General features: G+C 53.9%; 24 protein-coding genes. 12 read left to right on the top strand and 12 right to left on the bottom strand.

The window, feature by feature from the left end; all coding sequences use genetic code 11:
• Positions 1-152 precede the first annotated feature (152 nt).
• Together L904_RS16865 and L904_RS16860 are read right to left on the bottom strand one after the other, a co-directional pair.
• Positions 153-896 carry a hypothetical protein gene (locus L904_RS16865; protein ID WP_155272900.1) on the bottom strand — a complete coding sequence of 248 codons (744 nt, stop codon included), beginning with the start codon at positions 894-896 and terminating at the stop codon, positions 153-155.
• Between the two features lie 67 nt (positions 897-963).
• Positions 964-1,656, bottom strand: a complete 693-nt coding sequence (locus tag L904_RS16860) for a LuxR C-terminal-related transcriptional regulator (RefSeq protein WP_051671919.1) — start codon at positions 1,654-1,656, stop codon at positions 964-966.
• Between the two features lie 244 nt (positions 1,657-1,900).
• Here L904_RS16860 and L904_RS16855 point away from each other — a divergent pair, with 244 nt between their 5' ends.
• The 3 genes from L904_RS16855 to L904_RS16840 all read left to right on the top strand — a co-directional run bounded on the left by L904_RS16855 (position 1,901) and on the right by L904_RS16840 (position 4,193).
• On the top strand, positions 1,901-2,386 hold the full coding sequence (locus L904_RS16855; protein WP_155272899.1) for a hypothetical protein: 486 nt from the start codon (positions 1,901-1,903) through the stop codon (positions 2,384-2,386).
• Between the two features lie 32 nt (positions 2,387-2,418).
• Entirely contained in the window at positions 2,419-3,162 is a 744-nt protein-coding gene (locus L904_RS16850; RefSeq protein ID WP_035263844.1) for a hypothetical protein, read from the top strand.
• 584 nt (positions 3,163-3,746) lie between these two features.
• Positions 3,747-4,193, top strand: coding sequence for a hypothetical protein (locus L904_RS16840; RefSeq protein ID WP_035263842.1), 447 nt, complete (start codon positions 3,747-3,749; stop codon positions 4,191-4,193).
• 152 nt (positions 4,194-4,345) lie between these two features.
• On the opposite strand, the gene L904_RS16835 is transcribed toward L904_RS16840, so the two are convergent.
• Positions 4,346-4,861: an AsnC family protein gene (locus L904_RS16835; RefSeq protein WP_051671912.1), complete on the bottom strand. Its 516-nt coding sequence runs from the start codon at positions 4,859-4,861 to the stop codon at positions 4,346-4,348.
• 300 nt (positions 4,862-5,161) lie between these two features.
• On the opposite strand from L904_RS16835, the gene L904_RS16830 reads away from it, so the two are divergent.
• The gene (locus tag L904_RS16830) at positions 5,162-5,740 is read left to right on the top strand and encodes a recombinase family protein (protein WP_080707350.1); all 579 of its coding nucleotides are present in this window, start codon (positions 5,162-5,164) and stop codon (positions 5,738-5,740) included.
• A 590-nt stretch (positions 5,741-6,330) separates the two neighbouring features.
• Here the strand turns inward: L904_RS16830 and L904_RS16820 are convergent.
• The gene (locus tag L904_RS16820; RefSeq protein WP_035263838.1) at positions 6,331-6,807 is read right to left on the bottom strand and encodes a PPC domain-containing protein; all 477 of its coding nucleotides are present in this window, start codon (positions 6,805-6,807) and stop codon (positions 6,331-6,333) included.
• Between the two features lie 116 nt (positions 6,808-6,923).
• Between L904_RS16820 and L904_RS16815 the strand changes: the two genes are divergently transcribed.
• Complete coding sequence (locus tag L904_RS16815) at positions 6,924-7,592, top strand: hypothetical protein (RefSeq protein ID WP_035263836.1); 669 nt, start codon at positions 6,924-6,926, stop codon at positions 7,590-7,592.
• 73 nt (positions 7,593-7,665) lie between these two features.
• Positions 7,666-8,229 carry a hypothetical protein gene (locus L904_RS16810; RefSeq protein ID WP_035263868.1) on the top strand — a complete coding sequence of 188 codons (564 nt, stop codon included), beginning with the start codon at positions 7,666-7,668 and terminating at the stop codon, positions 8,227-8,229.
• A 291-nt stretch (positions 8,230-8,520) separates the two neighbouring features.
• Here L904_RS16810 and L904_RS27125 read toward each other — a convergent pair whose 3' ends face one another.
• Positions 8,521-8,697 carry a YegP family protein gene (locus tag L904_RS27125; protein WP_080707349.1) on the bottom strand — a complete coding sequence of 59 codons (177 nt, stop codon included), beginning with the start codon at positions 8,695-8,697 and terminating at the stop codon, positions 8,521-8,523.
• 350 nt (positions 8,698-9,047) lie between these two features.
• On the opposite strand from L904_RS27125, the gene rpsU reads away from it, so the two are divergent.
• The 4 genes from rpsU (at position 9,048) to L904_RS16790 (ending at position 13,497) form a co-directional block, all read left to right on the top strand.
• Entirely contained in the window at positions 9,048-9,278 is a 231-nt protein-coding gene (gene rpsU, locus L904_RS16805; RefSeq protein ID WP_035263866.1) for a 30S ribosomal protein S21, read from the top strand.
• Between the two features lie 316 nt (positions 9,279-9,594).
• A complete protein-coding gene (locus L904_RS16800) occupies positions 9,595-10,695 on the top strand; it encodes a flagellin (RefSeq protein WP_035263834.1) in 1,101 nt (366 codons plus the stop codon).
• A gap of 167 nt (positions 10,696-10,862) precedes the next feature.
• The gene (locus L904_RS16795) at positions 10,863-11,480 is read left to right on the top strand and encodes a hypothetical protein (RefSeq protein WP_035263864.1); all 618 of its coding nucleotides are present in this window, start codon (positions 10,863-10,865) and stop codon (positions 11,478-11,480) included.
• Positions 11,481-11,526: 46 nt separating this feature from the next.
• The gene (locus L904_RS16790) at positions 11,527-13,497 is read left to right on the top strand and encodes an AAA family ATPase (protein WP_035263832.1); all 1,971 of its coding nucleotides are present in this window, start codon (positions 11,527-11,529) and stop codon (positions 13,495-13,497) included.
• Here the strand turns inward: L904_RS16790 and L904_RS16785 are convergent.
• A complete protein-coding gene (locus L904_RS16785; RefSeq protein ID WP_035263829.1) occupies positions 13,453-14,028 on the bottom strand; it encodes a type II toxin-antitoxin system VapC family toxin in 576 nt (191 codons plus the stop codon). The genes L904_RS16790 and L904_RS16785 overlap by 45 nt on opposite strands.
• Positions 14,029-14,367: 339 nt before the next feature.
• Here L904_RS16785 and L904_RS16775 point away from each other — a divergent pair, with 339 nt between their 5' ends.
• Entirely contained in the window at positions 14,368-14,787 is a 420-nt protein-coding gene (locus tag L904_RS16775; protein ID WP_051671911.1) for a GNAT family N-acetyltransferase, read from the top strand.
• Positions 14,788-14,849: 62 nt separating this feature from the next.
• Here L904_RS16775 and L904_RS16770 read toward each other — a convergent pair whose 3' ends face one another.
• From L904_RS16770 to L904_RS16745, 6 genes are all read right to left on the bottom strand, one after another.
• Positions 14,850-15,425 carry an ankyrin repeat domain-containing protein gene (locus L904_RS16770; RefSeq protein WP_051671918.1) on the bottom strand — a complete coding sequence of 192 codons (576 nt, stop codon included), beginning with the start codon at positions 15,423-15,425 and terminating at the stop codon, positions 14,850-14,852.
• Between the two features lie 101 nt (positions 15,426-15,526).
• A complete protein-coding gene (locus tag L904_RS16765; protein WP_059762606.1) occupies positions 15,527-16,174 on the bottom strand; it encodes a DUF2161 domain-containing phosphodiesterase in 648 nt (215 codons plus the stop codon).
• 237 nt (positions 16,175-16,411) lie between these two features.
• The gene (locus L904_RS16760; RefSeq protein WP_035263821.1) at positions 16,412-16,990 is read right to left on the bottom strand and encodes a nucleotidyltransferase family protein; all 579 of its coding nucleotides are present in this window, start codon (positions 16,988-16,990) and stop codon (positions 16,412-16,414) included.
• Between the two features lie 276 nt (positions 16,991-17,266).
• Positions 17,267-17,830, bottom strand: a complete 564-nt coding sequence (locus L904_RS16755; protein ID WP_059762603.1) for a hypothetical protein — start codon at positions 17,828-17,830, stop codon at positions 17,267-17,269.
• A 402-nt stretch (positions 17,831-18,232) separates the two neighbouring features.
• Positions 18,233-20,245 carry an AAA family ATPase gene (locus tag L904_RS16750; protein WP_035263860.1) on the bottom strand — a complete coding sequence of 671 codons (2,013 nt, stop codon included), beginning with the start codon at positions 20,243-20,245 and terminating at the stop codon, positions 18,233-18,235.
• Between the two features lie 1,053 nt (positions 20,246-21,298).
• Positions 21,299-22,462: a M20 aminoacylase family protein gene (locus L904_RS16745; RefSeq protein WP_003523272.1), complete on the bottom strand. Its 1,164-nt coding sequence runs from the start codon at positions 22,460-22,462 to the stop codon at positions 21,299-21,301.
• Positions 22,463-22,686: 224 nt separating this feature from the next.
• Here L904_RS16745 and L904_RS16740 point away from each other — a divergent pair, with 224 nt between their 5' ends.
• A complete protein-coding gene (locus tag L904_RS16740; protein WP_020811684.1) occupies positions 22,687-23,742 on the top strand; it encodes a D-alanyl-D-alanine carboxypeptidase family protein in 1,056 nt (351 codons plus the stop codon).
• The last annotated feature ends 73 nt before the right edge of the window (positions 23,743-23,815 follow it).

Raw genomic sequence — 23,815 nt, 5'->3', positions numbered from 1 at the left:
AGGCGACGAACGTAGCATTGCAAGTGTCCAAGATACTACGCTGGCGCACACTGTTTCGGTATTCGAAGTCAGTTGTCTTTCCAAAAAGCTCGAAATCTTACCTTCGGTTATCCGTTCATTATTCGCGCCGGGTCCATCCTTTCGCAGGTCGTCTAAGGCTTCATCATAGAGAGGATGTATCCACTTTTGAGAATGTGAATGTCTCGCTTGCCGGCCCTTGTGACAATGCCAGCAAAGAAAACATTGGCTTTTCCGTCGACAAATTGCACAGTAAAAGCTGCTCCCCCACTGAGACCATCGGGGTCATAATCAAGAGGCTTTTCGGCTGGCGAAATAACAAGAAGTGAATGGTCGTTAGATGACCTATTCAACCGACATATTATATTCGATCTAGCTAGGCCTAAATGGTTTCTTTCACCCAGATCATATTCTTGGTATTGCGAAACGTAACCAGACACCTGCAGAAAAGCAGTGTATTGTAGCGGGCCTTTTGGTGCAATCTTCTTAAAATTAAAAAACTTGTGTTTGAGATTGGGGTTGCGTTTGACGGTCTCCGTGAAATCGAAGAGCATCAAATCATGGAAGTCAGAATCGCTTGATTTTTCGGAATATAAAACCGTGTTTGATGTGACCACGACAGCTTCATCTCCATGAAAAATTCCGACGTTACGTAGGTCGCAATCTCGTACCTGATGGTAACAGCAAGCTAGGTAGAACGAGCCGTCTCGGTGGAGAAGAGTTCCGCTACCTCGCAAACTAACTCGATAGATGTCATCGTCGTTCACCACCACAACCGCCGTTGTATATCGAGAGAGAGTTTTCACCAGGTCTTTCAGGCGAACTTCCACCCCGTTCACAGTCACAATTTTCAGAGACTTCAAATTTTTCAAACGCAATTTAACGTCCTCGGCGAACGGCGAGCATCGTGAAGAACATCCATATCATCAAGAAACCTCTCGAGAATCATCCAGCTGTCGAGTTCACCATCTTTTCGGCCTGAGCGGTGACCAGCATAGCAATTAAATGCACGGTATTTCGCGCTCCGCATCTAATCTTCAAACGCTCGATTCGATGTTCTACCGTCCGCGGAAACACTGTAAGAGTTTCCGCGATTTCCTTCGACGTCGCGCCTTCGATCAGCAACTGAACAATGGCTTCGTCAGCGACATCCAGCTTCTCGTGTTGTTGAGGTGGGCTAAGCAGGAATTGGGCATATGACGATGAGATAACCCATTGCGGTCTGCCGATGTTCTTCTGCGGGATAAGGATACGATCATAGCCGAGGTTCACACCGAATAGTCGTGTTTTCACCAGCTCCATGGATGGCTTCTGCGATTCCATGACCTGGCGTAGTCTCGGAATAACCGCATCCTCCATGTATTTCTGGTCTTTAAAATCCTCGACGTAGCAGTCGGCAAAAATCTTGTTGATATTCAGAATACGAGACGTGAACCCGGAATGCCTGATGGCTTTCATGTGCCATTTCTTGGGATTGTCGCTTGTTACGGTGAACAGGGTCAGTCGCATCTTGGTCGAAAGATGGCCGAGGATATCGTTGTAGACCGTCTCCGGTCTTGCGGCATTTTTGGGGCTGGTTTGGAGCCAGTTGTCTATCATCGTGCGCGTAACCGCACTGAACGGTGTCTCTTTGGCCATTGTCGAAAATATGAAATCCATAAATTGATGTCTGCCAATAGTCGGATTCTGGAATGTAGCACAGGGTATTTTTACCCTGCACTGTCAGCGGGCTGTTGACGATGCGCCATGAAACGAAGTCTTGAATTCCTTGACAGGGTAGATTCCCCCTCTGAAATTCTCTCGTCGGTAAGACAACTCCCCGATTGTCCGCCCCGGGGCGATTTAGGCCCCGTCGTAATATCTACCTACATAGGGGCTGGCTTTGACATACACGCATGAAAACCAAATTCCGTCCGCGGATAAGAAGAAGATCGTATTTTCGGCAGTACTGGCCGCGCTTTCGGTCGCGGCAATTTCTCTTCCGATAGCCAATCTGAAAGTCATGGGTTTCAGCGGAGGCCTGACGCTTCCTTCACCTCACCTTCTTGGCGGCATCGCATACCTTCTGCCGTTGGCCTTTTTCACCGGCATTTGCGGTCGGTTTGCACCTCAGTTGCGACCGCACCGACGAATCATAGAACTCGCGACCCTGGCAATTGCCGTCGGCATTACGATTTACGTCATAGCGACACTGCTGAACGGCGTGAACGAGATGAACAATGCGAACAGGCAAATGTCGCAGATGCTGGGCTCAGCGGCCGCGCGTCAGTTTTCGATGTCGGGCGGGTTGTCCTTCGGAAGCGATAGCGTCGCACTTGGACTGCTCGTCCTCGGCAGCATGTGGCAGGCCTGGACTGGTCGTCGATAACCGCGAAATCTGCATTTCTTCTGGAGCATCAAATGAAAAACATCATTTTATCGGCCCTGCTTTTTAGCGCGGCGATGGCAACTTCTCATGCTGCCGAATTCGACATCAACGGAATGGCGCTTGGCATGAATGCCGATCAGGTCGTCGCCAACTACAAGGCACTGCGTCCGGAAGGCGAGTATCGCTTCACCAACTGGAAACTCCCGGAAGGCACCGAATGGGTGGCAAACGGACGAACCCTTTACAACGATCTTAGCCGGCCGGACGACATGGAACACGAACGCATGCAGTTCGCGTTCACTGGCATGGGAAGCGGAAACAAGCTGTTTGCAGCACGTCGGGAGCTGAAATTCAGGCCGTCCGAACGTCCATCTATGGATGCGGTTTATGCGGCGGCCGTGCAGAAATATGGCGAACCTTCCTATGTGAACAAAGACGACACCGCCATCTGGGCAGCATGGAAATTCAACTCTGTCGATTTGCCTGCGGAGAAACTGAAGTCATCGCTCAGCTGTATAGGTACTAGCGATTTCCCTGTGGGCCTTAATGACCAGACTGCCGGGAAAGCGAAGAAGAGTGCGAGCTTTTGTGGTCTGTATATCGAGTTTACAGTCCGAGGCGACCAGACCGGTCTCGCCAACGAACTCGACATGGGCATGATGAACCATCTCGATCTGGTCAGTGACTTCGAGACCGATAATCAGGATGCGCGGAAAAGAATCGACGCTGCGAGGGCGAAGAACACGAGCAGCGCTGCGCCCGCACCGAAACTGTGAGGGTTTGTCGAAGACTCTGCGTGATGCAGGGTCTTCGATTTTCGACGGACCATTGATTGCGTTCTCACCAACCCGTGACAGAAACATCATCTTCGCAAGATGTCTGAGAAGGCGCACACAGCGACAAATCGGTCTTTTCTTGGCCTGTTGTATTGTCTATGCTACGTTGCATTTTATCACAAGAGACGACCATGGATAGAAACCCTGCCGCCGAGTTGGTAGACAGGTTAATCGAGGTGAGCTGCGGCATTTATGCGCTTGGCACCGTCGGATACTCATTGGCTGATCCGCCGGATGACAAAGAGGTGTCTGATCGTGTACATGACATTTTGGAGGACTTCGGGCCTCGTGATCATCTCTTCGGTGACATAATCGCGTATCTGAATACGATCGGACGGGTTCTTCCCCTTGAAACTTTAGACGCTGATCCAATGCGGCCGGATGGGTTACATTAGCCGCCTGCGTCCCGGATACAGGACCGGATATTTCCTATTTTGAATAAACGCATAAGAGGTTAGGTCTGCGGTCTCGTAGTCAACAGCGGAACTATCGATTTTGTGCCGGCACGCAGGTAAACTGTTCAGATGATTGATTTTCGTAATCAAAACCCCTTCTATGAAACGCTTTTTCAAACCATCGAACAAAAAGCTGACGTCGAGTTCGATCCTGAGGCTTTGGGCGCGATTATCGGCTTTGAGGTCGGTGGCCCAATTGCTCTCCGCACTGCCACACACAGCAAAATTTGCGTGACAAGTGAACTCGCGATGTATCCGGAACAGATGATCAGCGCGGAAGGCCTGCAGCGCTACGAGCTTATGACCGAAGGTCATTTCGAGCTGGAAGTCGCGCGGACGCTTTTGACTGCCGTGGGTGCCATGTCGCTCTCGACGATGCTCGGTGACGGCCATACGATTGATGTGTCAGCGGTTACCGGCAGCGATGGCCCCGCGATGGTTGTACTGAGCCTTTATGCGAGGATTAAGTTTGAGGGGAGCAGCTACGGCATTTACCGTCTGTCGCCAGCCATGTGACTGATCCACCAGGAGCTGCCCTGGCGGCTTTGGGCAGACGTCGTCTGCTGGTAGATACGGCAATGGTAATCCCTCATCTTAACCGGCGGTCGAGTCCCCAACCACAGATGCAGAATGACAATTGACGCGACGATAAGCTTACGAAGCCACGTCTAGTTTTTGGCGATCAACAATGGAACTATCGACTTTACGTCGGCGCGTGCTTTCATCCTCTCAATGCGGTGCTCCACGGTTCGTGGGGAGAGTTCGATAACGTGACCGATTTCACGTGCGGACAATCCTTCGCGTAGCAATTGAACGATAGACAGATCGATGTCATCAAAACGAGCGTCGCGGACTACGGCCGAGATAGAATGGACCTCACCGAGAATGACGCACCATGTCTTTTTCGCTGTTGGATCGGGTACGACGATGCCACTCGCAACAACTCTAGCATCCTGAATGACGTGATCGATTTTGCCGATAGTCGGCCGTCCATCGCTAATCGCTTTTTGGCAAACCCCGACGATGTGCTGTTCGAGGAGGGGAACCCTCGAGAAGTCACGGAGACCACCGGCGTTTTGAAGGCCTTTGGCGTCGATCAGGCTGGTCGGAATCCCATATCGTTGGATGAAGTCCATATGCCAATTGGGTGGCGCATTCACCATGTCAACGACGATCAATGCCATGTTGACTTTCAGGAGGCCTTTCACGGAACGCCAGATGGCATCTGGTGAGACCGATAGCCCGCCTGAATTCTCCAGCCACGCATCTGTCAGTCGTCTCGCCAGATCGGGAAATGGGACATTTGGCCTCAATAGGCGTCCGCCCAAACGGACAAAAACGAACGGTTTTGTCACGACGGACCGGGGGTTGTCGTTCTACGCGTAACTGCCTCTCATTGTTGAATTCAAGACTTGAACGAGAGACTGAATGCCCCTCCCGCGAAACCGTTCGTTTCTGTCAAGTCGTGATAGCAGGCGAGTGAAATGAGAGGTTTCATCGGTACCATGGCGAGGATCGGTTACGCGCGTGTTTCGACGACCGACCAACATCTTGATTTGCAGAGAAACGCCCTTTGTTTGGCGGGGTGCGAACGTGTATTCGAAGACCACGGCGTTTCAGGAAGTCACCAGCAAAGAGGTGGCCTGTCTTCGATGCTGAAGGTGCTTCGGCGCGGCGATATTCTGGTCGTCTGGAGGCTTGATCGTCTCGGAAGGTCGATCACCCATCTGATTTCCATGGTCGAAACTCTGAAGCGCCGTGGGGTCGGCTTCGTATCCCTGACTGAAAGCATAGATACGTCGTCGGCGGGCGGTCAGTTGATATTCCACATTCTCGCGGCTCTTGCCGAATTCGAGAAGTCGCTGATCCGGGAGCGGACCATCGCTGGCATAGCTGCCGCGAAGGCACGAGGTAAATTGCCTGGGCGACGTCCTGCGCTGACCGAAATGCAATGCAGGGAAATCCTTACTGTGCTGAACGCCGGTGCATCCGTGCGGGAGGTTGCTCGAAAGTACAACGTTCATCCTCGAACGGTTCTTCGGGGGATACGCCGGTTGGCGTGAAGCTGAGGTGGCCTGCCCGATTCCCCCGGGATTTAGAGCATCTGTGGCAATGCGAGTGCGAGCGTAGCCGAAAGAACAATGAACACAACGAGAATGATTGGCTTCATTGCACTCCTCTCTTCCCGCCTCCTCGCTATGGCGGCGAATAGAGCCAATAAAAAGAGAACCAACAAGCTGTAATAGGCCGCTCGAAAAACATTGACGAATTGATCGCCGAATGAGGCGTCTTCCAATGGCCTCGGTTGGAAATCTGCGATCCCAAGAAGAACGATGTAATAAGCGACGAAGATCGATTGAATGATCGGCTTGCGTCCCCAAATCGCGATCACCGATATGGGGGGCCGATAACGGCAAACGATATGATCGCGTGTCCGAGAATGGGGACGGCAGTTATTTGCCAGAACGCGGCAGAATTCTCGACGCCAATCGCAACCCATAAGCAGAGCGCAACAGGCGCGGCGCATAAGACAAAAGCCCATTTCAATTCGTATGATGTAACAGCCATGGACTTCATGGAACGACCTCGCACCTATCGTTGGCAGAAATAAAATCATCAGGTCGCACAGGCCAACGGCCCATCCGTGCCTATGTCAGTTTGCCTCTATGGTGATGGTGTAGCTTGAGGGGGCGTCCGTATAGGTACGCAACAGATACGTCCCCGCATCCACATACTCGATGCTGGGTTCACGGGAGAAGGCGGTACTGATCAGAACGCCATCGACGCCCCGGCTGCCAACCACGCGCAGATCGAATGTGACATCTGGTTGGTCTACCGCGATCCTGACGCGGGCAGCATTCGCAAGCGTGAAGGCGAACCATGCGTCCTTTAGCGACCCTTCACCAGTTCGTCCCTCAAAAGTTAGGACGCCTTCGACCTTACCCAAGTCGGCAGGCTGTTCCGTTGTGCCTGCGGTGACGTAACGAGATTCTGCAAAAGCGGGCGTATCTGCCGCGCAAAGCAGCGCGATGACGACCGACAACAGGCGCAAAACTGGTAGAAGTCTTTCAATCATTGTTTCCCGTCCGAACAGCCCGCTTCCCCAGAGGTACTCCAGGAAGCCGTTCATGCGCAAACCACCCCTGCTGGACATGTTTACATCAGCCTTTTAGGGTCCGCTTCGGTCAAAGCCAGCGGCATGTTGCCGTTCAGGCATATCCGGCGAAAAGAGGAGAGTGGCTGCCCTTGAACAGCGTAACATCAGCAGAGTGGCAGGAATTTGTAACCCAGAGGTCGAGGAAGCTTCCCGACCCCGCCGTGGCCGAGGCCCTGTCGAGGTTTCATCTGGTTCCCGGAGGCCCCCAAAACGAAACCGCGGACGCGTGCATTCATCGCGGCGATCTCACGATTGACGGGGATTTCGTCCCGTCTTCATGGATCACTGTGATCGACGGAAACCTGCATGTCAGCGGCAAAGTCTCAACATGCATCGAAGGGGGCGATGGCCATGTTACCCTCGTTGTCTTTGGCGATCTGAACTGTGGCAGCATCGACAATGACTGGGCCAGCATTATCTTCGTCACCGGAGATGCCGTCGTCGGGGATTGGGTTTTCGCGTCCAGGGAAGACTCGTCGATGGTAGTCGGTGGCGATTTCAGGACGCCGATTTTCATCGGTGCCGATATCTGGGTATCTGTCGGCGGCTCGGTCGAGATGGAATACGGATACGGGTATGCAGTCGCTCTTGCATGGTTCGCTGATGCCTATGGCGCACCCCAGGTCCGTCCGACATATGGTTGGCGCGAGTTGGCAATGAAGCTCGGCTTGGGGCAGGGTCGTATTCGCGAGGAGCAGCTTATGGAATTGCTGGAAGAGCGTTTGCGAACGACAGGAAGCCTGTTGCGCCCGGTGTGAACGCCGGGGCATGATCCTCAACTGGCTGCATCCATCCCGCAACGTTTACTTTCGGACGCGGCGGTCTGATCCCATGGACGATGATGAACCGGAGAAGAAAATGAGGAGCGCAGAGCGAGCAAGTCCGCTTCGGTATCTTGAGATATCGACCATTGGCAGCTTCTGCGCTGCATTTTTGAGTTTCGGGGTGGCCACGGCGATGCCGGCGGACATGACGGCGGAGCGCCTTCTCACTATCTGTGAAGCGCCCACCGTGCAGACCGCGATGACCAAGGGTGATGAACTTGGCTGGCCGCGGCTGACCGATGCGGAAACAGAGGAGTGGCGTCGTAGCTTCGTCGCCCATAATGGCGGTTCGGTGGACGTTGTGGGCTGGCGGCAAGAGAAGGCAGGCGGAGCCGAGTCATTGTCTTTTTGGCTTGCTACTGGTCCGAACGGACACAAAGCATGCGCATATTCCACGCCAAGGCCTGCCGGTTTCCTGGATGCGTTATCGGAGAGGCTTGGTGCACCGGATAATCTCGACAAGAATGACGCGATCGAAAGTACAACGGCTTTGTGGAAGCGAGGTGCGGTCGAGTATTCTTTTGTTCAGGTCGGTTCGTCCGCCGTCATCAATATCGGCTCAAGTCGGTGAGGTCGTAGCGTATACCTCCGGTGACGTCGGCACCAATCAGATCACGTGATGCCCATGTCGTAGGGCTTTTATTCTTGCTATTTAACATTATGAATCATAACTAATGTATAGCGGAGGTGGGGACATTCCCCTCGGCAGTTATGATCCCAATTGACCGGTCGCCACTTTCCGCAGTTGGCCTTTGCCGCAGAGAAGTCGTCTCTCCAGAAATGAGTGGACCGACTGGAGTGGGGCCTTTGTGTCTTTTTGAGAAAAAGCGGCGCACCCAACTGGGCGGGCCGCTTTAAAGCCTTAGCTATTGTCTTCGGTAGGCGCGTCCGGACCATATTTCTTGATCGAGGCGATTGCGTTCTGCGCACTCGCTTTGGAGGAGTAGCCTTCGGTCGCAAAGATCACTTCACTGTTGTATTTGAAGCGAACGCGGAATTCGCCAGCCTTATCTTTATAAATTTCAAACTTATGCGCCATGTTGCTTTCCTCCGTGTTGGTGGTGATTCGCACAATTTAAGCGTGCCATTCGTAAAACCCAGCCGCAAGTTCATTGCGCACAATCCTTTCCGGCGCAGGTTTAGGGATATCTGTTTTGGTTTGATCGTTTCAGGATCAAAAACACGATCTCTGCCCCATGCGCGGGGTGTCGAGACTTTTTTGCATTAACCAGAAGACTGACCGATAGCTGCACGGTGCTGCGTTGGCCCATAACCTGACACGGAAGGCTGATCTTTCTGTCAGGGGCCTATCATAGGGAGATCGTCGATCTTGGATTCAATGAAAAATTGAGTATGGTAGCGCACCATTTTCACCTCCAGAGGATCAAAATGCAGGTTTTAGTACGCGACAACAACGTCGATCAGGCGCTGCGCATTCTCAAGAAGAAGCTTCAGCGCGAAGGCATTTTCCGCGAAATGCGTCTTCGTGAAGCTTTTGAGAAACCATCGATCAAGAAAGCGCGGGAAAAGGCTGAAGCAGTCGGCCGTCAGAGAAAGCTCGCCCGTAAGCAGATGCAGCGCGACGGACTTCTTCCTTCAAAGCCGAAAAAGAGTAGGTGATCGCGGTCGTCAGTAGATAGGCCTTTCGAAAATAGACCGTTTCCTCGCTAACTCCGTGCGTTTTTAAAAGCGTCATGAGGTAAGCGTTTTCTGTCTGGTACCAGACTGAATTATCTCGACATAAAACGGTAAACTTTAAGGGTCGGAAACGCAGGGCGCATTTTGGCCTATCGAAATAAAATCCGTCGGCAGAAAATCTTTGAGACAGGGTATTTTTACCCTCTCAATTTGCCGCGGTTTTAACGCCGATGTCCGAAATCTGTCGGTGAAGCCGCATATGGCTTCGTTGCTACAGATTGCGGACATCGGATTTTGAATGACCAGTATCCTGACAAACGGTTTGGCGATGACGGCGTTGAGTACGCTTCGCGGGATCGGCGCACAGCTCTCCAGTGCATCGCAACAGATGTCATCGGGCCTCCGGGTCTCAACGGCGTCCGATAACGCCGCCTATTGGTCGATCTCGACATCGATGCGCTCTGACGTTGATGCGATGGAGGCCGTCACCGACAGTATCGGGCTGGCGATGGGGATCGTCGATACCGCATATGCGGCGATGGAAACCGTGAGACAATCCTTCGTCGAGATCAGGAACCTTGCGATCACCGCCAGCGACATGCCGCAGCCCGGCATGGAAGACGCCATCAAGCCGGCATTCAGCCTCGACCCGGAATACGCCAAGTCGGACGTCTACAAGATCAATGTGCAGATACAGCAGCTCCAGGATCAGGCCAGGGCGGCGATACTGTCGGCTTCGTTCGCCGGCGTGAACATGATCTACCACGGGAAGAACGAAGACGTTGACGCCAGCAAACAGGTGTTCTCCTTCGTCGTCGGATACGCGGGCGGCAAGGTACAGACGATGGATGTCAGTGCCATGGACACCCTGCTTCTGAACGACGACTTCGGCAGCTACCCAACCACATATCCAGGTGAGTTCAACCCGGAAAAGATGCTGTTCGACGGCAGCGATATCATTGACGCGCCGGGATCGTTCACTCCCGCCGCGATCTACTGGTACAACATCCCGGTCTCGAACCCCGTCACGGGCGACCCGGAGGCCTATGCGGTCAGTCCCACCTATATCCTCCAGTCGATCGAGAACCACGTCGTCCGTTTCGGGTCGGACAGGCAGGGCCTATACAGCAACCTCGTTGCCAACATCGACAGCAAAATCCAACAGCTGACGTCCAAGATGGCCTATGTCGGGTCGGTTCAGTCGGCACTCGACCTGTATGACGAAAACAACAGGAAGCGGATCGACTCCGCGACACGGGGCGTCGGGCGGCTGGTAGACGCCGACATGGAGGTCACTGCGGTGAAGCTGAGGGCGCTGGAGACGCAGCAGCAACTGGCGATCAATGGATTACACCTCGCCAATTCCCAACCATCCACGATCCTGCAGCTTTTCCAATAGCAATTTTCAGTCTGATAAAATCTTGAGGTATGTATTGACCTTTGGATTTTTGTTCACTAATTGTTCGTGCATGAAAAATCTTACCCGCCTCATACGAATAGGTTGATCCCACGTCGCCGTGACCTTCGCGGCGACTATCAACCATGTTTAGTGTGAGGTTTTTCAAAATGGGTATCGCACAGCGCGCGAGATCGGTTCGCGCAAGCCGTCATTCTGCATCCATCCGTACATTTTCTCCGGCCGCCACTATCAAGTGCGACGGCCCATCCATTTTTCGTTCTCAGGTGGCGCGCGACACCGCGTGCCTGCTGGATGTCAATCCTGACGTTGTTTCGTGGCACTGTATGCCTGTTTCCCTGGACTGTGGCGGCGTAGCCCACGTCCCCGATTTTGGCATCTTGAACAATGACGGTGGCAAGATGCTTTTCGACAGTCCTGACAGGGTGTTGCCGTTCGACGCCGACGGAATTGCCGCCGTCGCCGAGAGGGCAGGCTTGCGTTATCGCCGTCTGCTCGCCGATGAAGTCTACGAGGGTCCACGTCTTCAGAATGCAAAGGACCTGCTTTCGTACGGCAGCCACGGTTTGGCACTGGGAGACCGCCTGCGGGTGCTTGCAACCCTAGACGAGCACGGCAACCTGACAGTGGCCGAGTGCCTTACGGTTTTTACCGAAACCAAGCCAGTTGCTGGACTGGCCCAGATGATCTTGCACGGTTTCGTTGAAGTCGACCTCGACACGGAATTACTCGGCCCCGAGACGATTGTGCGGAGAATACGGCCCTGACCGTCCCGTCAGTGCCACCATTATTCTCCGTGTTTCGAGGCATCCCATGCAGTCTTATAGCGATAACCTTCTCGCAACTCGTGATCCGTTTCACAGCTCCAAATACCAACTGACCTTGCCGACTCACCTGGCGATCATCGCAATGTCGAGGTCGATCCGACAATTTCTGAAAAAGCGATCATCCTTCGTGGCAGCTTTCGTTATGCCGCCGAAAGCGGATGTCCATGCCTACAAGATGGCGGCGAAGTATCTGCTCGAAGGGACTGTCCCGATCGGTGGTGAACACGGCAACAACTACGTCCTCTTCGTAGCTGAAGAGGCTGAGCTTGCCGATGAGTTCGCGGGGTTCCGGAAACTCAGGGAACTCAAGCGAGCCATTATTCTCCTTCAAGACGAAGACCTCCTTTCGCGTGAAGTGCGCATTGCTGCTGATATCGTTGTCCGTTTGCAATTGCCGACGCCGAACGACTACCGCATTGCGGCGCAGAGAATGGGTTTCGGGAAGATCACGAGAGGGGACGCTGAGTTTCTCGCAAGCCAATCTACGAAGAGTGTCGAACTCGGTTGGCGGCGCGGACGATCCGTGGCCGCCAGTATCGAGCGTCTCCGTCGCCATCCTCATATCGAAAAAGGAAAACGTTTCCCTGACTCCTCGTCGGCGGGACCAACCCTACAGGACCTGTCTGGATATGGTGAAGCTAAAGCTTGGGGTCTCGAACTTGCCGAAGATATTGCGGCATGGAAGGCGGGTGTCATCGCCTGGGACGATGTCGACCGCGGCCTTCTGCTGTCTGGTCTTCCTGGATCGGGTAAGACGTCATACGCGGCTGCGTTGGCGAAGACCTGCGGCGTGCCCCTGGTATTGGGTTCCGCAGCCCGTTGGCAGGCAACCGGTCATCTCGGTGATATGCTCAAAGCTATGCGGAAAGCGTTCTCCGAAGCCGCGAGACAGGCACCTTCGATCCTGTTGATTGACGAGTTCGACAGTTTTACCAGCCGTGATGATCGGACCGGCAGTAGCAACGACAACTACCATCGGCAAGTAGTCAACGCGCTTCTGGAACTGTTGGACGGAGCACAGTCGCATGAAGGCGTGATCGTCATCGGTGCGACGAATTATCCGGACATTATTGATCCGGCGCTTCTTCGGGCGGGCCGCCTGGAACGCCATTTCATCATTCCGCTTCCAGATGATGTAGCACGCAGAGATATCTTCCGTTTCTATCTCCGGAGAGACCTCAGCGACGAAAATCTCGATAGGATTGTTTCCTTGAGCGAAGGCTGGTCGGGAGCGGATATCGAACGGTGTATCCGCGATGCCCGACGTAACGCGCGACGAGCAAAGCGTCGAATGGCCGTTGCTGATCTTATGGACGTCCTACCACGGCTCATCCCAGTCCCAATGGCGGTGCAGCGTTGTGTCGCCGCACACGAACTTGGGCACGCTATTCTCGGTGTTCTGCTCGAGGCTGACCCACTGGTATCGGTTTCCATTCAGAGAAACATTCAAGTCGGCAGATCGTCTCAATCTCTGGGGCACACCGAGTTCGAAGAACGGTTATTCAGTCGGAAGACGTCGGAGTACTTGCGAAACAAGGTTGCCACCCTGCTTGGCGGCATTGCAGCCGAAGAATTGCTGTTCGGCGAATTCGGAAATGGAGCCGGCGGTGATCCCTCGGCAGACCTCAACCGTGCGACTGATCTAGCGACCATGATGGAGATCAAGTGGGGGCTCGGCAAGACACTGTCTGTCGAGCCAAGTGATAGTTCGCGTGAATTGTCGGCGTACCGTCATCGACGCAAGGGGCTCGGAAAGTCCGTTGAGGCAACATTGCAGTCAGAGTTTAGGCGCGCAAAGTCTCTGCTCGAAGAACATAGAGATGCGCTTCTCGATCTTCATACCGGTCTTTTGCAGCAGGGCAGTTTGTCGGCTGACACGATTAGAGCTGCCTTAGGAGACAAGGGCGTTGGTCTATCTCATAAAACCAAAACCGCCGGATACGAACTCGGGCAATGATGGTGGCGTTATTCCTTTATGGTCAGCGGGCGGCATAAACTTGCAGGGAACGTACCACTGAGTTTCCACAGGATGAAAAACGCCCGGCAACGGAAAGTACCTGTCGATCAGCACGAAGTCTTTCACGTTAAACGACGCGATCGGCATCTGATGGGTGATCGACAGGGCCGCGAACAGAAGATCGTGTCCGATCTTTTCCTTCTTCTGCTCAGGGCTTGGTAAATAGAGATGGCGGAGCGGTCCGACGGTCGTCATTTCGGCATAGAGATCAGCGGCTTTGGACGTGAGTTCGGCGAACTGGAAGCTCACGGAGAGGATGTCATCGATCCAATTGTGGAGCCGTATTGCTTTTTGTGGATCGTGCCTCGAGGCTAGATGGGCACCCCGTCTCAACTCTGCTATAGCGGGGAACGAGATGGCGAGTGAATCTGCTCCCATGGCTCTCATCCAGGCACGTAACCCTGGCGGAGGTCGTTGCAAACCGGCATTGCTCAGGATGTTCGTATCCATCAGAAAAATGAGGTCTGCCATTTCGAAACCCTCGGATGTAGGTGAAAGCACCAAGGGTCGTAATCGGCATGTGCCGGTTTTTGGTAAAAATTGGGTTGAAAAATATCATAGTCGATAATTGGAGGAAGGGGACGATGTCACGAAACTGGACCATCGATGAGGCATCTGCCGACCTGTCGAGTCTACTTGAAGCGGCACGGACGTCGTCGCAATATATTGTTGCTCCCAATGGCAGGTTTGAGGTGTCGTTCAGGCAAACTGGAGGCAAATCCCTAGATGATATCCTGGATAAGGAAGGGCCGCTGAAACCGGGAGATATCGAGGAATTATAGCTTCGATTAATTGACAGGGGGCGGTGGTATGAAACTCGTGCAGGTCTCGACTCAAACTGAATGGGCCGCGTATCATAAGATCAGACGCCATGTACTTTTCGATCTGCGCAGATTGACGGGGTATGATGATCAACATCCTGATGACCGCAAGCCAAATCATTTCCCGCTGATATTTGTCGAAGGGGAGGACGTTCTTGGTGCAGTTCGTCTTGATCTTTCTGGCGGCGGAAGTGGTGTTGTGCGCACTGTGGCGATTGTCGCGAATCGGCAGCGCCAAGGTATCGGCCGAAGCATGATGACAGCCGTCGAGAGTCTTGCTATGGCTCAGGGTGCCGTAAAGTTAGTGGTTCACGCAGCGCCCGACGCGGTAAGTTTCTATCTCAAAATCGGTTGGGAAATGGTGGATGCGCACCAACCTAATCCGCTTATGGCGAAAACGCTACGATGACTGCTTTGGGGCCGGGAAGCAACCTTGCAGCTTGCGTAGGAGTATCGAAGCTGAAACCGTCGTCACTTCGCCGCGCCGTTAGCGGTCAGGACCTCGATAAACGATCCATCGCCAGTTTCCCTTGCGAAGGAAAGAGCAGTTTCACCATTGTGCCCTTCAGCATTCGGATCAGCGCCGTGAGCAAGAAGAGCGGCCACGACGTCCGGCCCATTTTGCTGGTTGTTTGCCTGCATAATCAACGGGGTCCATCCTCTTTTGTCGCGAGCTTCGATATTTGCGCCTCGTCCGATAAGGAGCGGGACAGCATCCGGATCGGTGACAATGTGGAGAATGGTGACGCCCTCGTCGTTCGCGGCATTGATGTCTGCTCCATTCGCAAGCAGAAGGTCGAGCACTTCCTCATCGGGATACGTGTCGAGCAGGTGTACGGGCTGGAAACCATATTCATCCCTAGACGTCGCCAGGCCAGGTTCGGCCGCAAGCATTGTTCGAACGGATTCCACTTTGCCCGTATGGATTGCGTCGTGGAAAGTCCTGACTACGTCGGCATCCGCCGCAATGGCTGAGCTGATAGAAAATCCTAAAACCGCCAGAAAACGAAGAAACCAGTGAAACACCGTTACCTCCTTGGATATCATCGGCCTCAGTCCGTCCTTTTCTTGAGAGCATACCGACCACCCAAAGATTTGCGTAGTAGAGAGGCAGGCTCTGATCGCGCCAACGGCGATTAATTCGTCACTCATATAGACCAGCGCATCAATGCTTCGCGTCCCGCGTCGGTCAGACCATAGACCCCTCGGTCAAGCCTCTCAAACCAGCCATATACATTTGAGAGTAGTATTTTGCCCGCATCGGGGAAGCCCAGCTTCACATCGCGGACGCGTAGTGGTCCTTGGGTCAAGGCTTTCGCACATCCAAGTGCTTGCTGGCGGTACGCCGTCATGAGTGGTGTACGCGTGCTGCCACCAAGCACTGGATCACCTTTGCGTTTCTGATGTTCGCGTATAAGTCGCGACCGTCGTTTGGGATTTGTTCGTGGCATTGGAGAAACCGAACTCACGATGATGTTGACATCACCGCCTTCCGATACCCCAAGCATTCCAATCCCCAGGCGACGACAAAGGTCTCGGTAACGCTTATCGGTATCGCGTCCTTTCCCTCGGACAGACATTTTCGCTGCGATCCAGACTTCGTCAGAGATCGATCCCCGATCAACCGCCTGAAGTATCAGCTCGAGATTAAAAGCCAGTTTCAGTTCGCAAATCACGACGACGGGCGGATCATCTTCACTTAGACCGACGAGATCACAACTGCCGACCTCTCCTTTGACCACATAGCCAGCCTTTTCGAGAAAGGCTTTCACAGGTTGATAGAGAGAGGTTTCCATGGATGCGCTCTGGGGGGTAATCGTGAAATTGTGTAATAAATGCCACCGAAGCGAAAGCGTCGCAGTGCTGACGGCCTGCCGTTTACAATTTTGCGACCAAGCGCACCAGCGGTCATCGTCTGCTTAGCAGCAGAGATTGCGGGCGTCTCAAAATTATTTACCCTCAGGCACAGCAAAAGCCGGAAAAACAAGTGTTGCTTTAATCGGACAGGCTGTGTGGAAGCCTGCTTGCCACATTTATTGATCCCAGCCGACGATTGCGAGCTCGGGCCATAATTTGATCCAGCGATCGACCTTCGTTTCGTATATTTCGCGCGTAATCTGCTTTTTGTTCGGGCGGACGATGGCACTCAGTAAGTCAGAAAGTCCGTAGGGAGTGTACAGTTCCAATTTAGTATGGCCAGGTCGGAGTCCCACAGCTGCTGCCGTTGTCGGAAAAGTGGTTATGGCCTGGGCTGTCGAGGTATACGGCTTAATCGAGTGTCCAAACTTGGTCTCATACCAAGAGTGCACTCTGGCCTGATTTTTCACATCTATCCAGAATGGCAAGTCAGGAAATGCGGCTCGGATACGGGCAGAGTGGTTGGTCTCCGAGGCTTCCGAAAGATCGTCGGCGTCGAAATAGACAATGTCGACGTCTTGAATGCCATAAACGGGTGAGAAGCCAAAAACGTGGTTCCAAACCGTTTGGGTTACGGCACCAGCGACAAGCCAGGAATCAGGCAGAGCAATCTCATCCCATTTGTTAAGGATCGAAGAGAGCAGCGGGCTCTTGTAGACGATTGCTTGCAATTGAAGATGAAGTCCGTCGCTCACGTAAATCCTCCCTCAAACGGCTAAACTGATTCCAAATATCGCGCTATCGCGCTGGCTTTTGCATGGCACATCTTATTTGATTAACTTCACAGAGAATACAGGAGCCACTTCTGGGAGGAGGTTCGCCGGTGTTTTATTAAGGTTTGCCGGCCATAACTCTTCTCAAGGCAGACAAAGCGTTTTACGCAATGCCCGCCTTGAAGATTAGCAATCACTGTGAATGACTGCTGATTGGATGTTGAGTGTTGAAGTGGTTCGGGCGACCTATCGGCTTCGTTAGGCCGCCCGCCTTCCATGTGCCTGCCGACCATCGGGAGACTTATGAAGCTGCATGCTGACCTGTTTCCAATCGACCGTGCGGCATTCGCTTGCAGCAGATCGCCAGCTCTCGTCTTTTAGGTCGAATATGCCGGGTAGGCTGAAATAGCGATCAATTTGCAGGAAGGTATCGATCCCGAAGCCTGCAAGCGGAAGCTCGTATGTAATCGCCGCCGCTGCGATTGACACATGGTATCCGAAACTAGGATGTGTTGCCCGCGGTTGAGGGAGCCAAATATTCTTCAGTTCACGGCACTCAAGCATGGCCGCGACTAATTTTGCCTTCTCCTGCTCTCGGCCGGATACAAGAGGCCAACTGCTACTGACAGAGGAAAGCCATTCGCGAAGCTCAGCGGCTTTCTGAGGATTCGTTCTCGACGTCCTAAGGATTCCGCGTTGAACGTCAATCAGGGTCTCGGGCGAGAACACGAATGTGTTCGTAGCAATGAATTCCAAGACGTGGGGCTTTTGGCGAGGTTTAGAAACCTCGCTTACAAGGCAGGTCGTTGCCAAATATTTCAATGGCTTGCTCCGTTTTTCCGCAGTCACCGTTGACTGCGAAAGGGAAGATGCCCGGATTTCACCGGCGTTTTATTAAAATTGGAGATTTTTTTCGTCGAATTCTTGATTTTTTTGCTATCAGGAGCAAAGGCCATGCTGTCGCCCGTCGAGTCCGAGAAGCAGTAGAAAATCTAACCCGAGGGTGTCTACGAAACCCGGGGCTATTCACTGACCTGTCCGATGAAACGGGGTGCACTCCACAAGGCCAGCCCCTTTTCAGCTAAATAGCGATGAGGCAGAAGTTGCCCCTAGCGGACACGGAGCGGCAGAACGCGAAGACGCGAGAGTGATGGAGGAAGCGGAGCAAACCCCGCTCACGCGATTTTCTATTCGCTGATTTTGCGATGTCTCGTGAAGATAAACTTACTTCAATGCCGCGTTAATCGCGTTAATCAGCTTCGACCAACCATTCCGCTCGGCCTCGCTTAGATCAGTCGATGAGTGATCTCTGGTCCATTTTACGTAGGCTTTAGCCAATTTATATTTCGAAAAATTTGTCCCTCCCTTCCTCGTCAATAGGTCGATTACGGGAGTGGTCGGCGATGCGGTAGCCTCCGCCGAAATATCGATCCCGAGGTCTGACGATGCTATCCCGATAAGCGTATCGCGGAGCAAGTCTTCAATCTCGGCCTTAGGAACCGGAGGAACCGTGAAGTCCGTGGTGCGTAAGATTCGTTTCGCGCCCAATCTATGAACGAGGACATCCTGCTTCGCGGCTTGATCACCTGCATTATCAGAATCGAGGAGCGCCGCAACTTTCAGATTATGGGCAACCAAGATAGTTGCGAAGTAAACTACCTTACTGGCCGTATTGGCAGGTACGAGCGCAATCTTGGAATTCAGGTCGACAATACTGTCCTGCCGTAGCATCTCAGCCGTCGCCTCAATGTACCAGAAGTCGGTTAGGCCTTCGAGTATGAGGTTGCGTTGCTGGGCGAAGAGGCTCTGTGCGAGATCGTAACCCAAGGCTTCCTGCAGAGGTAGGAGTGCAGCGGGGTCGGCGGCGGTAATAGTCGTATGGGCTTTGGTTCCGGTTCGTCGATCTTTCATCTCAATGACCCGAACCAGATCAAGCTCATCCGGGCCAACGAGAAACGGCGAGTGAGTGGTGTAGACAGTCTGGTTCGCCTCCGCCAATCTCGAAATTGTCTCGCGGAAGTCGCGCTGTTTGAGCGCGTGCAAACTCATTCCCGGTTCGTCAAGGAGCAGGATCGCATTGGCATGCTTCCCTGCAGTCTCCGAGAAAAACACTACGAAAAACGATACTAGCCATTGGAAGCCTTCTGAACGTTGATCCAGCTCGATCTCGACGCCCAACTCGTCTTCAACGACAACCTTTAGGTATTGGCCGTCCGCGGTGATCCTCAGTCGGTTGGCCTCGGCTCTATCCGGATTTGGATTCCATATGTTCACAATTTCCGACGTCAACCTGACGCTTGCGGCGTTCAGTTGGTAGGATCGTTGATCGAGTTGGTCTCGATATTTCTTCAGTGCATCTTGATCTGCAGCACCTGGTTCAGGCGCTCGTCCGAGCTTGGAAAGCTCGCGCGCTGTAAAACCGAGCAGTTTTAGCAGGCACTCGTTTCCATAGTCATACTGATCATCATCAAGTAATTTCTGTTCGATACGTGTAGCCAGATGATCGAGATGAATGAGCGGCCGAACTCGATAGTAGTTTGAAAACAGCACAAAAACTGGGATCGCCTTCATAAGGGTTTGAAGAGCAGCGTCCCGTCGCGCCGCGAACTTTGTCAACTTCAGGAGCTTGTCGTACCGCGCTTCTTCGGTTTCGTTAGCTTCGTCGATGAGCGGCAGATGTTTTGTCAACCAAGTCGATATCGCCGTAGCGACATCTCCCTGTAGCCAATAGTTTCCGCCAGACCATTTGGCCAGCGCCACCTCCAAGAGCTTGCTGGATTTCTCCTCATCGTCCTTCTGACGCGAATCTATATGTGCGGCCAGTCGTTGCAAGTCCTTGGCGATGCCTTCTGTGGTGGGACGCTCGGGGCCACCTTCGAAGGTGTGGGTCGACGAATTGTCTAGGTACCTGGTAAATACGTAAGTCGTCTGTCGAAAGTCTTCATCAATCGAAGCTTTGTCGTCAGCATCGAGGGTGAAGTGAGCGACGACCACGACCGTTTTTGCCGGGTCCACCTTTTTCGTCGTAATATCGTTGTAATCTTTTCGAGGATAGTCTCGTAAAACGTCGAATTTGGCTGTGCCAATTGGTGCGTTAATTTGTTGCAGTGCGCGGAGAACCGCCGACTTTCCCGCTTCATTTGGGCCGACCATGATTGTCTTCGACTGTTCGAAATCGATCCAGCCTGAATCTTTTACACTGCGATAATCCGTGACGCGGGCCTTCGAAAGCTTCAACTGGTGATCCTCCAACAACATTCTCAGTCTATTGTGAAATCGAGCGGTCCTGCAACTTACAATCACGAAAATCGAGAACTTGAACATGCCCGTTGGCAACAGTTTGATCCCGGATTCCTCGGGGCCATCGTAAACTACCTCTCCCCCTGAGATCGCGAGATCGAAGACTAGGAAAAACAGATCGCCGGCACGGGCGTCTATCATCCTGAAGGCAGGACCGCGAGTTGTGCCGGCCGCCTTGACTTGTGCTGTTTCGTCTGCCTTGGCGCGTTCTGTTTTCTCGCAAATACACGATCCGGCCTGGGAGAAATGGTCATCGGAAGCTAATTACGGAGAGCGCATCCCCCCAGGTGACATCAGGTGGGAAGAGCTGAGCGATCAGTTGGAGGATACATCAGGCAGTTAAAGCGCTTGAGAACTATGACGCTAACGGGACCTTATGGCGTTCAACAACACCGCGAAATAATCCAGCCAGTCAGAAGGGGAATAGGAACCCGTGAAATAAAATGTTGGTCGAAACACTTTATCTTGCTGGCGGCAGGCCTATCGGAGCATTTTGACCCGACCAAGTTGATATAGCGACAAACCTACGGAGCGAAATCATCAGCATCTATCCTATTGTCTTTAAAAATATTTCAGGAAAATGGCGTCCACGAGAGGATTCGAACCTCCGACCCCAGGATTCATACCGCTTCGGCTTTCGCCGCCGTCCCGCCATTTGCCGGCAAGACGTTCGTGGTCTGGACTGTCCCTTCACCATGGGCCTTGCGGCCTTTAGGTGCTGCCCATCCAGTCTCTACACCTTCACCGGATTTCTCCGGAGCTTGGCTCGGGATTGGCATGCTGGAAGACCAGCGAAGCTTTCCCCGACTTTGAGCAGATCGATTGCGTCGTTTCCGGTCGCAACCCCCAATTTGTCTTAGGAATCCTGTGCTCTATCCTGCTGAGCTACGTGGACACTGAATTGCTCTTTAACCTGACGATGCCTGCGGATCAACCGCGTTCTTCATCGCGGTCGATCTCTTCCTCGGCTTTCTTCGCGTCAGTCGGCAATCAGCTCGTCAGGCGCTGTTCGGCCAGTTTCACCCAGTAGGAAATGCCGTAAGCGATGGCCTCGTCGTTGAAATCATAGCCCGGATTGTGAAGCCCGGCCGAATCGCCGTTGCCGATGAAGATGAAGCAGCCCGGCCTTTCCTTCAGCATGAAGGAGAAATCCTCTCCCGCCATGGAAGGATCGACATCGGGATCGACATTCGGTTCGCCTGCCACATCGCGGGCCACGCGGATGGCGTGGTCGGTCTCGGCGGCGTGGTTGAAGGTTACCGGGCAATAACGCTCATAGACGACTTCCGCTTCCGCGCCGTTGGCAAGGGCAATGCCTTCCGCCATCTGCTTGATGCGATCCTGCGCCAGATCGCGCACCGTTTCATCGAGGCTGCGCACCGTGCCGGCGATCAATGCCTCGTTGGGAATGATGTTGTGGCTGGAACCGGCCTGAAAGCGGGTGACGGAAACGACCACTGAGCGGATGGGGTCGGCATTGCGTGAGGCGATCATCTGCAGATTGCCGACGATCTGCGCGCCGATGGTGATGGGATCGACGGTGCGGTGCGGCTGCGCCGCGTGGCCGCCACGGCCCTTGACAGTGATGGAGAACTTGTCCGGTGCCGCCATGATGCCGCCCTTGCGGATGGCGAAGGCGCCGAGCGGAATGCCCGGCATGTTGTGCATGCCATAGACCTCGTTAATGCCGAAACGCTCCATCAGGCCGTCCTCGACCATGGCGAGCGCGCCGGCACCCCCTTCTTCCGCCGGCTGGAAGATGACGGCAATGGAGCCGGCGAAATTGCGGGTCTCGGTAAGATATTTGGCCGCGCCAAGCAGCATGGCCGTGTGGCCGTCATGGCCGCAGGCATGCATGGCGCCCGCGGTTTTGGAGGCCCAGGGCTTGCCGGTTTCCTCAAAAATTGGGAGAGCGTCCATATCCGCGCGAAAGCCGATGGTACGATTGCCCGGAAGATTGCCCCTGATGATGCCGACCACACCCGTGCGGCCGAGACCGGTCACGATTTCGTCAACGCCGAAAGATTTCAGCTTCTCCGCAACGAAGGCCGCGGTGTTGTCGACGTCATACAAAATCTCGGGATTTTCATGCAGGTGACGCCGCCATTCGCTGACTTCCTGCTGGAGTTCGGCGGCTCTGTTCAAAATCGGCATTCGTTCATTCCTGGGTTCATCGGTGCGGCGTGTCGTAAAATCCTATCCTCCGTGGTGGATAGTGCGCCGCATAATTGACGTAATCAATGTACTTTGCCATTGCTAGGACATATATGGTGAATATTGCCATTCCCCGACCGAAGACGGGAATTCGAGGACAAGCCTTGCCACAGACTTTTAAATCGCCAAACGCCGCCAGACGGCTCTCCGCAGCCGTTGCTATCATGACTGCAGGCCTCGTTGCCGCAGCGCCCGTGGCGAATGCCAACCCGAAGATGGTGGTCGATGTCAAAACCGGCAAGGTGATTTCCCATCAGGAAGCTTTCCGCAAGTGGTATCCCGCTTCGCTCACCAAACTGATGACCGCCTATATCGCCTTTTCCCAGATGAAGGCTGGCAAGATCAGCCCGCAGACGGAAGTGGTGATGAGCAAGAAGGCCGCCGACCAGCCGGCCTCGAAAATGTATTTCAAGCCCGGCCAGAAGCTGACGATGGATAGCGCTTTGAAGCTGCTGCTCATCAAATCCGCCAATGACATCGCCGTGGCGATCGCCGAGACCATCGGCGGCACCAGCGACAATTTCGTGGCGCAGATGAATGCGCAGGCGCAGCGGCTGGGCATGAGTTCCACCCGTTACATCAACGCCAATGGCCTGCCCGGCAAGGGACAATATACGACCGCCCGGGATCTGGCGCTGCTGGCGCTGATCATCAAGCGCGAGTTTCCGGAATATGCCCATTATTTCTCGCTGGAAGGCGTCAGCACCGGCAAGAAGAACTACGCCAATTTCAACATGCTGGTCGGCCGTTTCGATGGCGCGGACGGCATGAAGACCGGCTTCATCTGTGCCTCCGGCTTCAACCAGGTGTCGTCGGCCGTGCGCAATGGCCGCTCGGTCATCACGGTCGTGCTGGGCGCGGACAGCCTTGCCGGACGCACCGATCAGTCGGCCGATCTGTTGCAGATGGGGCTGACGGCGCCTTCGGGCCAAGGCGTTTCGCTCGCCGCGCTGGCGCCCTATGGCGATACCGGCGATGTCAACGATGTCAGCGCCGAAATCTGCAACCCGAAGGCCGCCAAGGTGCGCAGCGAAAGCCGCGACGAGGCTGGCCGCATGGTCATCCATTCGCCCTATGTGCAGGAAATGACCCGCCCGCCGGAATATTCCTTCGCCGGTCTCATTCCGGGCAGCGAGACGGTGGCGGTGAATGCCAGCAAGGGAGCCGGCAAGGGCGAACTCGCCAACGTGCCGATCCCGATCCCGCGTCCGACATTCTGATGATCGGTGACTTCCTTGAGGCCGAGCCTCGCGGTTGCAATGCGGTTTGTGTATTCGCAGGTCGATGATGTTA

Origin of the sequence: Agrobacterium sp. LY4 (genome assembly GCF_001526585.1) — a bacterium.
GTDB lineage: Bacteria > Pseudomonadota > Alphaproteobacteria > Rhizobiales > Rhizobiaceae > Agrobacterium > Agrobacterium leguminum.
The sequence above is the reverse complement of the archived record's forward strand: the minus strand, read 5'-3'. Positions and strand labels throughout refer to the sequence as shown.

Coding starts and splice junctions, on each gene's coding strand:
- L904_RS16795 (WP_035263864.1), top strand. CDS start 10,863: ATGGGTATCGCACAGCGCGCGAGATCGGTTCGCGCAAGCCGTCATTCT.
- L904_RS16745 (WP_003523272.1), bottom strand. CDS start 22,462: ATGCCGATTTTGAACAGAGCCGCCGAACTCCAGCAGGAAGTCAGCGAA.
- L904_RS16830 (WP_080707350.1), top strand. CDS start 5,162: ATGAGAGGTTTCATCGGTACCATGGCGAGGATCGGTTACGCGCGTGTT.
- L904_RS16790 (WP_035263832.1), top strand. CDS start 11,527: ATGCAGTCTTATAGCGATAACCTTCTCGCAACTCGTGATCCGTTTCAC.
- rpsU (WP_035263866.1), top strand. CDS start 9,048: ATGCAGGTTTTAGTACGCGACAACAACGTCGATCAGGCGCTGCGCATT.
- L904_RS27125 (WP_080707349.1), bottom strand. CDS start 8,697: ATGGCGCATAAGTTTGAAATTTATAAAGATAAGGCTGGCGAATTCCGC.
- L904_RS16740 (WP_020811684.1), top strand. CDS start 22,687: ATGACTGCAGGCCTCGTTGCCGCAGCGCCCGTGGCGAATGCCAACCCG.
- L904_RS16785 (WP_035263829.1), bottom strand. CDS start 14,028: ATGGCAGACCTCATTTTTCTGATGGATACGAACATCCTGAGCAATGCC.
- L904_RS16860 (WP_051671919.1), bottom strand. CDS start 1,656: ATGGCCAAAGAGACACCGTTCAGTGCGGTTACGCGCACGATGATAGAC.
- L904_RS16810 (WP_035263868.1), top strand. CDS start 7,666: ATGGACGATGATGAACCGGAGAAGAAAATGAGGAGCGCAGAGCGAGCA.
- L904_RS16775 (WP_051671911.1), top strand. CDS start 14,368: ATGAAACTCGTGCAGGTCTCGACTCAAACTGAATGGGCCGCGTATCAT.
- L904_RS16835 (WP_051671912.1), bottom strand. CDS start 4,861: ATGGCATTGATCGTCGTTGACATGGTGAATGCGCCACCCAATTGGCAT.
- L904_RS16765 (WP_059762606.1), bottom strand. CDS start 16,174: ATGGAAACCTCTCTCTATCAACCTGTGAAAGCCTTTCTCGAAAAGGCT.
- L904_RS16800 (WP_035263834.1), top strand. CDS start 9,595: ATGACCAGTATCCTGACAAACGGTTTGGCGATGACGGCGTTGAGTACG.
- L904_RS16770 (WP_051671918.1), bottom strand. CDS start 15,425: ATGATATCCAAGGAGGTAACGGTGTTTCACTGGTTTCTTCGTTTTCTG.
- L904_RS16840 (WP_035263842.1), top strand. CDS start 3,747: ATGATTGATTTTCGTAATCAAAACCCCTTCTATGAAACGCTTTTTCAA.
- L904_RS16820 (WP_035263838.1), bottom strand. CDS start 6,807: ATGAACGGCTTCCTGGAGTACCTCTGGGGAAGCGGGCTGTTCGGACGG.
- L904_RS16850 (WP_035263844.1), top strand. CDS start 2,419: ATGAAAAACATCATTTTATCGGCCCTGCTTTTTAGCGCGGCGATGGCA.